The organism is Siculibacillus lacustris (assembly GCF_004328075.1).
GTDB lineage: Bacteria > Pseudomonadota > Alphaproteobacteria > Rhizobiales > Ancalomicrobiaceae > Siculibacillus > Siculibacillus lacustris.
In genome coordinates this window covers 13,824-26,696 of sequence record NZ_SJFN01000035.1, presented here as the reverse complement: position 1 = coordinate 26,696, position 12,873 = coordinate 13,824, and the positions used below count along the sequence as shown (strand labels likewise).

Genomic DNA, 12,873 nt, shown 5'->3' with positions numbered 1-12,873 from the left:
GAGTCCTCTGAACCCGCCCACCGCGCCGTCCTCCCGTTCCGCGTGCGGCCTGTCCCGAGAGCATCCGCAGCGATACGGACGTACCTTACGGCAACAGTTGCGCAGTTCGGCTTTGCAAATTGCTTCGAATTTTATCGATCACCGGGAATCCCGGCGGATAACCGCCGATCGCCGGCATCCGAGACGCCACCGCCGCCCGGAGGATCCCTCGGGCGGCGGCGGTTCGGTCGCGCGAAGGTGCGACGGCGGGGCGCTCAGGCGCCGCCGCTGCGCTTGGTCGTGGTCTTGGCGGGGCTCGCCTTGGTGCCGGCCTTGGCCGGCGCCTTGGCCTTGGCCGTCGCAGCATTGGGGGCGGCGGCGGATTTGCCGGCGGCGGCCTTGGCGCGGGCGATGGTCCGGGTCGCCCCGTCCTCCGCCGCCTCGGGCGGGAACGGCGAGGTCTCGGTTACCGTGCCGCCGGTGCGCCGGGCGGTCGACGGCGCCTTGGGCGTCGCGGCCTTGGTCGCGGTGCTCTTCGGTCGCGCGGCGGCGCGGGTCGGCTTGGTCGGGCTCTTGGCGGCGCGCTCGGCGAGCAGCGCCACGGCGATCTCCGGCGTCACCGTCAGGGGATCCATGCCCTTGGGCAAGGTGGCGTTGGTCTTGTCGTGGTTGACGTAGGGGCCGTATTTGCCGTCGCGCACCGTGACCGGGCCGCCCAGCGTCGGATGGGCGCCGAGGTCCTTCAGCGCCGCCGCCGCCGACCGGCCGCGTCCCGATCGGCCCGCCTGTTTCTCGGCGATCAGCGCGACCGCCCGGTTGATGCCGACCTCGAACACCTCCTCGGCGCTCGGCAGATTGGCATAGGTGCCGTCGTGCAGCACGAAGGGGCCGAACCGACCGAGGCCGGCGGTGATCGGCTTGCCCGATTCCGGATGCACCCCGACCTCGCGCGGCAGCGACAGGAGCCTGAGCGCCTTTTCGAGATCGATGGTCGCCGGCGTCCAGGTCTTCGGCAGCGACGAGCGCTTGGGCTTCTCGCCCTCGCCGAGCTGCACATAGGGGCCGAAGCGGCCGTTGCGCAGCGACACTTCCAGGCCGGTCACCGGATCGGTGCCGAGCACCTTGGTGCCGTCGCCGTTCGGTCCCTCGACGCCCTCGCCCTCGGCGCCCGAGGCGATCATCTGGCGGGTGAAGCGGCACTCGGGATAGTTCGAGCAGCCGATGAACGAGCCGAACTTGCCGAGCTTGAGGCTCAGCCGGCCGTCGCCGCACGACGGGCAGGCGCGCGGATCGCCGCCGTCGGCCTTGGCCGGGAAGACGTGGGCGGCGAGCAGCTCGTTCAGCGCTTCCAGCACGTCGGTGACGCGCAGCTCCTTGGTCTGGTCGATCGCCTTGGAGAATTCCTCCCAGAACGCCCGCAGCACGTCCTTCCACGGGGTCTCGGCGGCCGAGACCTTGTCGAGGCTCTCTTCGAGATCGGCGGTGAAGTCGTATTCGACGTAGCGCCGGAAGAAGCTCTCGAGGAAGGCGATCACCAGCCGGCCCTTGTCGGCCGGGATCAGGCGGCGCTTGTCGAGCGTCACGTATTCGCGGTCGCGCAGCACCTGCAGCGTCGCGGCATAGGTCGAGGGCCGGCCGATGCCGAGCTCTTCCATCTTCTTGACCAGCGTCGCTTCGGTGAAGCGCGGCGGCGGCTCGGTGAAGTGCTGGTCGACGGTGATCTTGCGCCGGTCGAGAGCCTCGTTCGCGGCGATCACCGGCAGACGCTTGGACTCCTCGTCCTCCTCGTCGTCGCGGCCTTCCGAATAGAGCCGCAGGAACCCGTCGAACTTGACCACCGAGCCGGTGGCGCGCAGGTCGCAGCGCTCCGAACCGGCCAGCGCGGCGATGTCGACGGTGGTGCGATCGAGCACCGCCGATTCCATCTGGCTCGCCACGGTGCGCTTCCAGATCAGCTCGTAGAGCTTGAGCTGTTCGGCATCGAGGTGGCGGGCGACGTCCTGCGGCCGCCGGGCGAGATCGGTCGGGCGGATCGCCTCGTGGGCTTCCTGGGCGTTCTTGGCCTTGGCGGTGTAGTGGCGCGGCTTCTCCGGCAGATAGGCGTCGCCGAATCCGGTGAGGATCGCCGTGCGGATCGAGGCGATGCCTTCCGGCGCGATGTCGACGCCGTCGGTTCGCATGTAGGTGATCAGACCGACCGTCTCGCCGCCGATCTCGACGCCCTCGTAGAGGCGCTGGGCCACCTGCATGGTGCGCGCCGCGCTCAGCCCCAGGGCATAGGACGCGGACTGCTGCAGCGTCGAGGTGGTGAAGGGCGGGAACGGATGCCGGCGCACCGGCTTCGATTCGACTGAGGCGACCGAGATCGTCGACCGCTCCAGGTGCTCGCGGATGCGCGTCGCCTCGCCGCCGGTCGCCACGTCGAGGCGCCCGAGTTTCTTGCCCGAGAAGCCGACCACCCGGGCGTCGAACTCGTCGCCGCGCGGCGTCGCGAGCCGTGCCAGGATCGACCAGTATTCCTGGGCGACGAAGGTCTCGATCTCGTGCTCGCGGTCGCAGACGATGCGCAGCGCCACCGACTGGACGCGGCCGGCCGAGCGGGCGCCCGGCAGCTTGCGCCACAGCACCGGCGACAGGTTGAAGCCCACCAGATAGTCGAGCGCCCGGCGCGCCAGATAGGCGTCGACCAGGGCCTCGTCGATCTGACGCGGCTTCTTCATCGCCTCCAGCACCGAATTGCGGGTGATCGCGTTGAACACCACGCGTTCGACCGGCTGCGCCTTCAGCGCCTTCTTCTCGCGCAGGAACTGCAGCACGTGCCAGGAGATCGCTTCGCCCTCGCGATCCGGGTCGGTGGCGAGGATGACGCGGTCGGAGGCCTTGACCGCCCGGACGATCTCGGCGAGCCGCTTGGCCGACTTAGCGTCGACCTCCCAGTCCATCGCGAAGTCGTCGTCGGGGCGGACCGAGCCGTCCTTGGCCGGCAGGTCGCGGACATGGCCGTAGGACGCCAGGACCTCGAAGCCGGGGCCGAGATATTTGTTGATGGTCTTCGCCTTGGCGGGCGATTCGACGATGACGACCTGCATGGGTTCCGCCGCTCCGGTTTTCCGTCGGTCGGGCGGCGGCCGCCTTCGGACATCGGGTTGGTATCGACCGCGACAGCGGAACGGCGGGGCGTGGCAGCCTTCGCGTTCCGCGGACACGGGCATTCCGAAGGGTCGTCGGACCAGCCGCGACCATTTCGCCATTGTAGAGGATCGGACGAGAGAGGATACTCGTCATGGGTCGCCCTCAACTGCGCGCAACCCAGAAGTGCCGTCCTCGCCGAGCCCGCTCGCCTCGGCACCCTTGAATGAAGCCGAGCGGGGCACCGGTCAAGCCCTCGCCCGTCCGGCCCGCCGACGGTGCCGACCCGCCTCCCTCTTCGGGAGGGACGACGAAAATACAACCCATAGTAGATAGACGAAAATAATACAAGAAATAGGATAGGGCTTGCGTCGTGTGCCGGCACGGCGCGGGAGACTGTCGAAGCGCCCGATCGCCGGGCCGTTTCGGATGCCGGCCCCGCTGCGGGGGCGCGGGGTATACGGCATCCGACGGTCTGGGGCGCGACTCGTCGGCCCCTCTGTGCCCTCGCATCTGCTCGTCGGCATGTCCGAAGGCTGTTGTTGCGAGGCTTCCCATGAATTCCGCGGTCCGACCCGTCTCCCGACCGACCGACACCGCCGCCTACATCGAACAGGCGACGGCCGAACTGCGCGACCTCGCCACCCGGGCCGGTTTCGACTTTCTCGCCTATCTGATCGACATGGCGCGGCTGGAGGCTGCCACGCTGACCATCGCCAAACCCGGCTCCGCCCGCCCCGCCGATCGCCCGGGGTCGAGCCCCTGAGCGACCCGGGGTCGCGGAATCGAGGCACCCGAGCGACCCGAAGTCGCAGGCCGGATCCCCTCGGCGACCCGGGGTCGCAAGAACGACGCCCGAGCGACCCGTGGTCGCAGGCTCGCATTTCGCCGGGCAACCCGCAGGGTGGCGCCCGCGCTCAGCCTTCCGGGAAGGCGTAGTCGACGATCCCGCGGGCATCGAACCGCCCGTCGAGCATGCCGAAGCTCGCCCGCCACGGCCCTTCCAGGCGGGTGTCGGTGAAGGCCTCGGTGATCACCCGCGGCGCGAAGCGGTGGAGCGCCGCAGCGGCCGCTGCCAGCGCCACCTGTTCGATCAGGATCCGCGCCGAGCCCTGATCGGCGACGCAGGCCTCGGCCGCCGAGCGGATCAGATCGGCCGAGGCGGCGCTCGACTGGCGATCGAGATCGACGGCGATCTCGCCGATCGCCGCGGCGAAACCGTCGGGGCTCTCCTCGACGAAGCGCAGCACGTCGAGCGCCAGGGTGTTGCCGGCGCCGCCGGTGAGCCCCGGCAGCAGCGCGTCGCGGTGGTAGCGCGCCAATTCGTGGTCTTCGACGAAGCCGTTGCCGCCCAGGCATTCGATCGCTTCCGCGGTCACCGCGCTCGCCGTCTTGGCGATCCAGTAGCGCGCCGCCGGGATCACTAGCCGCGCATAGGCCGCCTCGCCCTCGTCGACCTCGGCCCGGTCGAGGGCATGGGCGAGCCGGATGGTCAGTGCGGTCGCCGCCGCCGTGTCGAGGGTGGCGTCGGCCAGCACGCGGGCCATCAGCGGCTGATCGATCAGCGCCTCGCCGGCGATGCGGCGATGGCGGACGTGATGGACGCCGCGGGCCAGCGCCCCGCGGGCGATCCCGGCGGCGATGGTCGCCGCGTCGAAGCGCAGCGCCTGCAGGCAGCGCGCGACGAGATCGCCGGCGGTCTCGGCCGTGCCGACCGCCACCGCTTCGCAATCGATCAGGCTCGCCTCGGCGATCGCCTCGCCGCGCACCCCGAGGGTGGTCTTCAGCCGCTCCAGCCGCAGGCCGTTGACGTGACCGTCGCTGCGGTGGCGCGACACCAGGAACAGCGCCGGACCGTCGGCGGTGCGCGCCGCGGTCAGGAAGGCGTCGTTCATCGGTGCCTGCAGGAACCAGGCATGGCCGTCGAGATGGACGGCGCCGTCGCCGTCGACCCGCGCCCGCGTCTCCGGCATCGACGCCGGATAGCTCGCGCCGCGCTCGACCAACGACAGTCCCAGCGTCACCCCCGATTTGGCGGCGACTGGCAGGAAGCGGTGGTCGAAGCGCCGGCTGACCGTCCGCGCCAGCCATTCGTCGCCGATTCCGCCGGCGGCGATCAGCGTCGCCAACACCGCCGAGGAGGTGGTCGCCACGCCGAGATGGGCGCTGTCGGTCTGCGCGGTCATCAGCACGCGGGCGGCGCGCAGCGCATGGCGATGGCCGCGCTCGGCGTCGTCCTCGTCCCAGGCCGAGACCGCGAGGCCGGACTCGATCGAGCGGCGCACCAGGGCATGGCGGGCGGGATGATATTCGACGCCGTCGAGCCGTTCGCCGAAGGGGTCGCGGTCGACGAGGTGCGGCGGATGGGTCTCGGCGAGCCGGACCAGCTCGCGTACCTCGCTCGATCCCCAATAGGCGCCGTGTTCGGCGAGCCCCCGTTCGGCCTCCGGCCCGAGCATTCCCTCGAGGGCGCCGATCAGGATGGCGTCGGACTCGAACGCGTTGCGCGGTGTGAACGATGGGATCCGGCCCGTGCCCCTGGTCTCCGCCGCGCCGCCCATGCTCGCCCCCGATTCGCCGATCGGGGAAGTGTAGCCGGGAAGGGCCTGCACAAGGAGGGGAGGGCATTGTCGCGCCGAAGGTTTCGCCGTGGCGAATGCGGCCCGGCGGGTGGCTCCACGGGCAGAGACCTCTTCCTCCCTTCTCCCCTCGCGGGAGAAGGTGGCCGAAGGCCGGATGAGGGGATGGACCGCTCCTCGAGGCACGAAGCCGGAGGGGCCGACGGTTGCGCGCCGGCGCGCGCGCCCTCATCCGCCCCTCCGGGGCACCTTCTCCCGCGAGGGGAGAAGGGAAGGGGCTCCGGCAACCCCTTCCCGGCGCCACGGCTCCCGGGCGATGGCCGCCCAGCTTTGAAACTTACCCGTGGACGACCGCGGCCGAGGCCCCGAGCGCCCTTGCTCCCGCCCCGTCGTAGCCCTATCAACTCATCTTCGATGACCAGAGCCCCATCGACCCCCCCGACGCCGGCCTTCCCGCACCGACATCTGCTCGGCATCGAAGGCCTGTCGCCGCAGGAGATCCTGGCGCTTCTCGACAAGGCCGACGAGGAGGTGCTCGTCTCCCGCCAGGTCGAGAAGAAGAAGAACGTCCTGCGCGGCCGCACCCAGATCAATCTGTTCTTCGAGGCCTCGACCCGGACCCAGTCGTCCTTCGAGATCGCGGGGAAACGCCTCGGCGCCGACGTCATGAACATGTCGGTCGCCTCCTCCTCGGTGAAGAAGGGCGAGACCCTGATCGACACCGCGGCGACGCTGAACGCCATGCGCCCCGACATCCTGGTGGTGCGCCACCATGCCGCCGGCGCGGTCCATCTGCTCGCCCGCAAGGTCTCGTGCTCGGTGATCAACGCCGGCGACGGGGCGCACGAACACCCGACCCAGGCGCTGCTCGACGCCCTGACCATCCGCCGCCACAAGGGCACCATCGAAGGCCTGACGGTGGCGATCTGCGGCGACATCGTCCATTCCCGCGTCGCCCGCTCCAACATCCTGCTGCTCAATGCGCTCGGCGCCCGGGTCAAGCTGGTCGGCCCCTCGACCCTGATGCCCGCCGGCGTCGACCGGCTCGGGGTCGAAACCTTCACCGACATGCGGGTCGGCATCGCCGGCGCCGACATCGTGATGATGCTGCGCCTCCAGCGCGAGCGCATGAACGGCTCCTTCGTGCCGTCGGTGCGCGAATATTTCCACTATTGGGGCCTCGACCAGGAGAAGCTCGACCACGCCGCCCCGGATGCGTTGGTCATGCATCCCGGGCCGATGAACCGCGGTGTCGAGATCGATCCCGAAGTCGCCGACGGTCCGCAGTCGCTGATCGCCGAACAGGTCGAAATGGGCGTCGCCGTCCGCATGGCGGTGCTCGAGGCGCTCGCCGAACATCTCCCGAACTTCTGAGGGCCGCCGCATGACCTCGACCGTCCCGCTCGCGCGACCGCGTGACCGCCGCCCCCACGATGCGCGCCCGACCGTCTTCGCCGGCGCCCGCATCGTCGATCCGGCCCGCGGCCTCGACGCGGTCGGCTCGGTGATCGTCGCGGAAGGGCGGATCCTCGCCGCCGGCCCCGAGGTCCTGAACCAGGGCGCGCCGGAAGGCTGGGAGATCGTCGACGCCCGCGGCAAGGTCATCGTCCCCGGCTTCGTCGACATGCGGGTGTTCCTCGGCGAACCCGGCCACGAACACCGCGAGACCTTCGCCTCCGCCTCGCGCGCCGCCGCTGCCGGCGGGGTCACCACCATCGTCACCATGCCCGACACCGATCCGGTGATCGACGACCCGGCGCTGGTCGATTTCGTCCTGCGCCGCGCCCGCGAACAGGCCGAGGTCCGCGTCCATCCCATGGCCGCGCTGACCAAGGGGCTGGCCGGCCAGGAGACCACCGAGTTCGGCCTGCTCACCGAAGCCGGCGCGGTCGCCTTCACCGACGGCCGCAAGTCGGTCGCCTCGGCCCTGGTGATGCGCCGGGCGCTGACCTATGCCCGCGATTTCTCTGCCCTGATCGTCCATCACGTCGAAGAGCCGACGCTGGCCGGCGCCGGCGTCGCCACCGAGGGCGAATACGCCTCGCGGCTCGGCCTGCCCGGCATCCCGCGCGAGGCCGAGGCGATCATGCTCGAGCGCGACATGCGCCTCGTCGCCCTGACCGGCGGCCGCTACCACGCCGCCCAGGTGTCGACCGCCGATTCCGTCGAGATCCTGCGCGCCGCCAAGGCCCGCGGCCTCGACGTCACCGCCGCGGTGTCGATCAACCATCTGTCGCTCAACGAGCTCGACATCGGCACCTACCGCTCGTTCCTGAAGTTCTCGCCGCCTCTGCGGGCCGAGGCCGACCGTCAGGCGGTGATCGAGGGGCTGGCCGAGGGGATCATCGACATCGTCGTGTCGAGCCACGACCCGCAGGACGTCGAGATGAAGCGCCATCCCTTCGCCGAAGCGGCGGAAGGGGCGATCGGCCTCGAAACCCTGCTGCCGGCCGCGCTCCGCCTCGTCCACGACGGCCGCGTCTCCTGGACCCGGCTGGTCGAGGCGCTGTCGCTGCGCCCGGCCGACCGCCTGGGGCTCGAGGCCGGGCGGCTGACGCCGGGCTCGCGCGCCGATCTGGCGCTGATCGATCCCGAGGTGCCCTGGGTGCTCGATCGCCACGAACTGCGTTCGCGCTCCAAGAACTCGCCCTTCGAGGATTCCCGTTTCGTCGGCCGGGTGATCCGCACCCTGGTCGACGGCCGCACCATCCATTCCCTCAGCTCCTGACCGTCGCCCGCGAGGCCCCGAGATGCCGTCCCTCCTCGTCGCAACCCTGTTCGGCTATCTCCTCGGATCGATCCCCTTCGGGCTGGTGATCTGCCGGCTGGCCGGGCTCGGCGACATCCGCGCCATCGGCTCCGGCAACATCGGCGCCACCAACGTGCTGCGCACCGGCCGCAAGGGCCTGGCGCTCGCCACTTTCCTCGGCGACGCGTTGAAGGGCACCGTGGCGATCCTGATCGCCCGCCATTTCGCCGGCGAAGGCGCGGCGATGGCCGCCGCGGTCGGCGCCTTCCTTGGCCACGTCTTCCCCGTCTGGCTGCGCTTCAAGGGCGGCAAGGGGGTGGCGACCTACATCGGCTGCCTGCTCGGCCTGTGGTGGCCGGCGGCCTTCGCCTTCGGCGCGGTGTGGCTGGCGATGGCCTTCGTGTTCCGCATCTCTTCGCTCGCCGCCCTGACTGCCAGCGCGGTGGTGCCGGTCGGCCTGTGGCTCGGCGGTTGGGCCTCGGGCACGCTGGCCCTGGTGCTGGTCGCGCTCGCTCTGCTGGTGTGGATCCGCCACGAGCCCAATTTGCGCCGCCTCGTCGCCGGAACCGAGCCGAAGATCGGCGGCGGCAAGAAGAAGGACGCGGCCTGAATCGCTCGGCGGCGATACGTCGCTCGGGCGGTGCGACCCATATTCAGGGTTGTGGATTCGCGCGCTCGGCCCGATAGTGGCTCGCGGGCCTGCCGCACGGGGCTCGCGATCGCTGCCCGAGGACTGGCGACGGTGAGACGCTCCGCCTTCGACGACCGCGCCGACGACGACACCGAGCCCGGACGGCCGCCGCTGTCGAACGCCACCCGCGCCGCCTGGCTGCGCCTGATCCGCTCCGAGAACGTCGGCCCGGTCACCTTCCGCCAACTGGTCGATCATTTCGGCTCGGCCGTCGCCGCCCTCGAGGCGCTGCCCGATCTCGCCCGCCGCGGCGGCGCCCGCGCCCGCATCCGCGTCGCCTCCGAAGCCGAGGTCGCCGAGGAACTGGCGACGGCGCGCGCCCTCGGCGCCCACTTCGTGGCGATGGGCGAGCCCGATTATCCCGTCCGCCTCGCCGTGATCGAAGGACCGCCGCCGATCCTCGCGGTCAAGGGTGGGTCGGGCGTCTGCCGCCGCCCGGCGGTGGCGATCGTCGGTGCCCGCAACGCCTCGCTCGCGGGACGGAAGTTCGCCGGCCAGATGGCCCGCGGCCTCGGCCTCGCCGGCTTCGTGGTGGCCTCGGGGCTCGCCCGCGGCATCGACGCCGCCGCCCACGAAGCGAGCCTCGACACCGGCACCATCGCCGTCTTCGCCGGCGGCCTCGACCGGCTCTATCCGCCCGAGAACGAAAATCTCGCCGCCCGCATCGTCGCCACCGGCGGGGCGCTGGTCTCGGAAATGCCCTTCGGCTGGGAGCCGCGCGCCCGCGACTTTCCCCGCCGCAACCGGCTGATCTCGGGTCTGGCGCTCGGCGTCGTGGTGATCGAGGCGGCGGCCCGCTCCGGCTCGCTCCACACCGCCCGCTTCGCCGCCGAACAGGGCCGCGAGGTCTTCGCCGTGCCCGGCAGTCCCCTCGACCCGCGCACCGAAGGCACCAACGACCTGATCCGCAACGGCGCCACCCTGGTCGCCGCGCCCGAGCACGTCATTGAAGCGCTGGCGCCGATCCTCGGGCAGGCGCCGCCCCCGTCCCAGGTCTCCGAGGGCGCGGGCGACGACCTCGACCGCCCGACCGACGCCTCCGATCTCGCCCGCCGGGTGGTGCTCGAGGCGCTCGGCCCGACCCCGGTCGGGGTCGACGAGATCCTCCGGGCGACCGGGGTGCGGACCGGCGAGCTGCAGCTGATCCTGATGGAACTGGCGATCGCCGGCCGCCTCGAACGCCATGCCGGCGGCCGCGTCAGCCTGCTGCCGTGACCGCCCGCCGACGCCGGGGCCGATCTCACGGCCAGACGTGGCTGGTCAGGACGTAGTACTCCTGGCGTGAGGCGAAGCCGTTGAGCCCGCCGTTGATCGCCCGGGTGATGCCGCGGATGTCGTCGAGATCGGCGAGTTCGTTGCACGACTTGCCCCGATAGCCGCTCGCCGCCCATTCGGCCGCGGCGATCTTCAGCGACCACTGCGCCGAGGTGGCGAGGTCGGGCTGGGTGGCGAGCGGAATGCCCAGCACCTTGCCGTATTTCTCGTAAGATTCGCGCCCGGTGATCTGCAGCAGGCCATGGCCGATGAAGGCCCAGCCGTCGCCGGAGCCTTCCGGGCCGTTGCCCATCCGCCCGCCATAGGCGCGTTCGGCGATCTCCCGCGGCTTGTGGGCATAGGCCGTGGCCTGCGCCGGGGTGAAGTGGCTGGGGAAGATCTCCAGTAGCCGCGGCGCGGAATAGTTCATGTTCTCGGTGAAGATCGTCAACTCGCCGCTCTCGTGCAGCACCTGCGCCATGAAATGCGCCACCCGCAGCTTGTTGGCGTTGATGCCGAAAGGCGCGAGATCGGCGTCGGCGGTGGCGAAGGCGGCGAGGTAGTTGGTGCGGGCGTTGGGGGCGAGCTTGCGGAGCTGATCCGCGGTGATCGGAACGGTCATGTCTCTCTCCTCGACGACGTCGGGCGGAAGGCCCGTCGGCGCGGCGCCACCGAGTATCGCGGCGTCGCGCCCGGCGTGGACGAGAGTGCGGGAAATCCCCGTCGATCACAATCAAAAAGAGAAAAAAGAAGAAACACAACCGAAGTGGACCGCGCGGCCGGGCGTCGTCCGCCCGCGTCGCTCAGTACAGGCGGTCGTCGCGCGGCGCCGCGGCGCGGGCCATCGCCTGCATCCGGTCGAGGGCGCCCTGGAGGATGAACCCGGCGGCCATCTTGTCGACCACCTCGGCGCGCCGCGCCCGCGAGGCATCGGCCTCGAGCAGGGTGCGGGTCACCGCGGTGGTCGACAGGCGCTCGTCCCACAGCGCGATCGGCAGGGGCGTGAGCGGCACCAGCATCCGCACGAAGGCCCGCGTCGCCTGGACCCGCGGCCCTTCCGAACCGTCCATGTTGAGCGGCAGGCCGATCACCATCGCCGCCACCGCGTGCCGCTCGCAGATCGCCAGGAGATCGGCGACGTCGAGCGCGAACTTGCGCCGACGGATCGTCTCCATCGGCGTGGCGATGCGCCGGCCGAGGTCGGACAGCGCCAGGCCGATGGTCTTGGTCCCGAGATCGAGGCCGATCAGCCGCGCCGCCGGCGGCAGGCGTTGGGCGAGGTCGGAAAGCGAGAGGGTCGGATCGGGTGCGGCCATGGAATCCATCGGGCTGCGGCCGCCACGACGGGGCCGTCGGTCGAGATCGGGCGGAGCGGGCGGCCGGGCGTCAGAAGCCGATCCGGCCGTCGATGCCGGCGAGCGCCCCGGGCTGCAGCTCGAGCGCCATCACATATTCGGCGGGAATGCCGTTGGTGTTGACGACGCCGAAGTCGGTACTCGGGCGGAAGCCGAAGCGGCCATAATAGGCGGGGTCGCCGACCAGCACCACCGACTCGAAGCCCGCCGCCCTGCCGCGGTCGAGCGCCGCGCGCAGCAACTGCGACCCGATGCGACGGGAGCGCCGGTCGAGCACCACCGCCAGCGGCGCCACCAGCAGGGTCTCGCGATCGCCCGTCGCCGTGGCGATCGGCATCCGCGTCAGCATCACGTGACCGACGATCGTCGCGTCCTCGACGGCGACCAGCGCGAGATCGGGGAGGTAACGGTGGGGCGCGGCACGCAATTCGTCGACGAAGTCCTGCTCCTTGCCGTTGCTGACCTTGGCGGTGAGGAACGCGGTCTTCACCAGATCGTAGATCGTCGCATGATCGCTCGGGCGCTCCGGGCGGATCTCGATCGTCGCGGGAATGGTCATCTCAGCCTCTCGTTCGGGGCCGGGCGGCCCCCTCGCTCAACCCTTCGGCTCGACCTCGGGGACCCGGACCAACAGGTCGGTCACCCCGACGTCGACCCCGGCCTGAGTCAAGAGCGTCGTCGTCTGGCCGCGATGGTGGGTCTGGTGATTGAAGAAGTGGAGAAGCGTCGGCCGGACCGGCTTGGTGTGGGCTTCGCCGTTGAACCGCCGATAGGTCAGCGGGGTGTCGAGATCGGCCGCGGCGAGACCGCCGATCCACGCGACGATCAGCCCGTCGAGCAGGTCGCGCCGCGCCCGCATCTCGGCCAGCGTCCCGAACTGCCGCTGATCGAGGGCGGTCGGCGTGACGATCGCGTCGATCGCCGCGAGCCCCGCCCCGGCCGGATGGCTGCGGAAACGCTTCAGCCACAGCGTGTCGGCGACCACCAGGTGTTCGAGCGTCCCGTGGATCGAGCCGAAGAAGGCGCCGCGATCGCGGTCGACCTCGCCGGGGGGAAGCTGCGCCGCCGCGTCGTAGAGCTTGCCGTTCATCCACCTGTTGTAGTCGGCGAGCATCGGGAACAGATCGGTCTGCATCG

Annotated in this window: 11 protein-coding genes; 5 read left to right on the top strand and 6 right to left on the bottom strand. The window is 70.9% G+C overall.

Annotated elements, in window-relative coordinates; translation table 11 throughout:
- Window positions 1-254: 254 nt before the first annotated feature.
- Complete coding sequence (gene topA, locus EYW49_RS18620; RefSeq protein WP_131311137.1) at window positions 255-3,068, bottom strand: type I DNA topoisomerase; 2,814 nt, start codon at window positions 3,066-3,068, stop codon at window positions 255-257.
- A gap of 596 nt (window positions 3,069-3,664) precedes the next feature.
- On the opposite strand from topA, the gene EYW49_RS18615 reads away from it, so the two are divergent.
- Window positions 3,665-3,874, top strand: a complete 210-nt coding sequence (locus EYW49_RS18615) for a hypothetical protein (protein WP_131311136.1) — start codon at window positions 3,665-3,667, stop codon at window positions 3,872-3,874.
- A 151-nt stretch (window positions 3,875-4,025) separates the two neighbouring features.
- On the opposite strand, the gene EYW49_RS18610 is transcribed toward EYW49_RS18615, so the two are convergent.
- Window positions 4,026-5,669 (bottom strand): acyl-CoA dehydrogenase family protein, encoded by a 1,644-nt coding sequence (locus tag EYW49_RS18610; protein ID WP_131311135.1) that lies wholly within the window; start codon window positions 5,667-5,669, stop codon window positions 4,026-4,028.
- Between the two features lie 432 nt (window positions 5,670-6,101).
- On the opposite strand from EYW49_RS18610, the gene EYW49_RS18605 reads away from it, so the two are divergent.
- The 4 genes from EYW49_RS18605 (at window position 6,102) to dprA (ending at window position 10,342) form a co-directional block, all read left to right on the top strand.
- A complete protein-coding gene (locus EYW49_RS18605; protein WP_131311134.1) occupies window positions 6,102-7,061 on the top strand; it encodes an aspartate carbamoyltransferase catalytic subunit in 960 nt (319 codons plus the stop codon).
- A 10-nt stretch (window positions 7,062-7,071) separates the two neighbouring features.
- The gene (locus EYW49_RS18600) at window positions 7,072-8,415 is read left to right on the top strand and encodes a dihydroorotase (RefSeq protein WP_131311133.1); all 1,344 of its coding nucleotides are present in this window, start codon (window positions 7,072-7,074) and stop codon (window positions 8,413-8,415) included.
- Window positions 8,416-8,437: 22 nt separating this feature from the next.
- The gene (gene plsY, locus EYW49_RS18595) at window positions 8,438-9,046 is read left to right on the top strand and encodes a glycerol-3-phosphate 1-O-acyltransferase PlsY (RefSeq protein ID WP_131311132.1); all 609 of its coding nucleotides are present in this window, start codon (window positions 8,438-8,440) and stop codon (window positions 9,044-9,046) included.
- 132 nt (window positions 9,047-9,178) lie between these two features.
- A complete protein-coding gene (gene dprA, locus EYW49_RS18590; protein ID WP_407695486.1) occupies window positions 9,179-10,342 on the top strand; it encodes a DNA-processing protein DprA in 1,164 nt (387 codons plus the stop codon).
- A gap of 25 nt (window positions 10,343-10,367) precedes the next feature.
- On the opposite strand, the gene EYW49_RS18585 is transcribed toward dprA, so the two are convergent.
- The 4 genes from EYW49_RS18585 to EYW49_RS18570 form a co-directional block, all read right to left on the bottom strand.
- Window positions 10,368-11,003, bottom strand: coding sequence for a glycoside hydrolase family 19 protein (locus tag EYW49_RS18585; RefSeq protein WP_131311131.1), 636 nt, complete (start codon window positions 11,001-11,003; stop codon window positions 10,368-10,370).
- Between the two features lie 181 nt (window positions 11,004-11,184).
- A complete protein-coding gene (gene ruvX, locus EYW49_RS18580; protein WP_131311130.1) occupies window positions 11,185-11,697 on the bottom strand; it encodes a Holliday junction resolvase RuvX in 513 nt (170 codons plus the stop codon).
- Between the two features lie 70 nt (window positions 11,698-11,767).
- The gene (locus tag EYW49_RS18575) at window positions 11,768-12,295 is read right to left on the bottom strand and encodes a GNAT family N-acetyltransferase (RefSeq protein WP_131311129.1); all 528 of its coding nucleotides are present in this window, start codon (window positions 12,293-12,295) and stop codon (window positions 11,768-11,770) included.
- 36 nt (window positions 12,296-12,331) lie between these two features.
- The gene (locus EYW49_RS18570) at window positions 12,332-12,871 is read right to left on the bottom strand and encodes a DinB family protein (protein WP_131311128.1); all 540 of its coding nucleotides are present in this window, start codon (window positions 12,869-12,871) and stop codon (window positions 12,332-12,334) included.
- Between the last annotated feature and the right edge of the window lie 2 nt (window positions 12,872-12,873).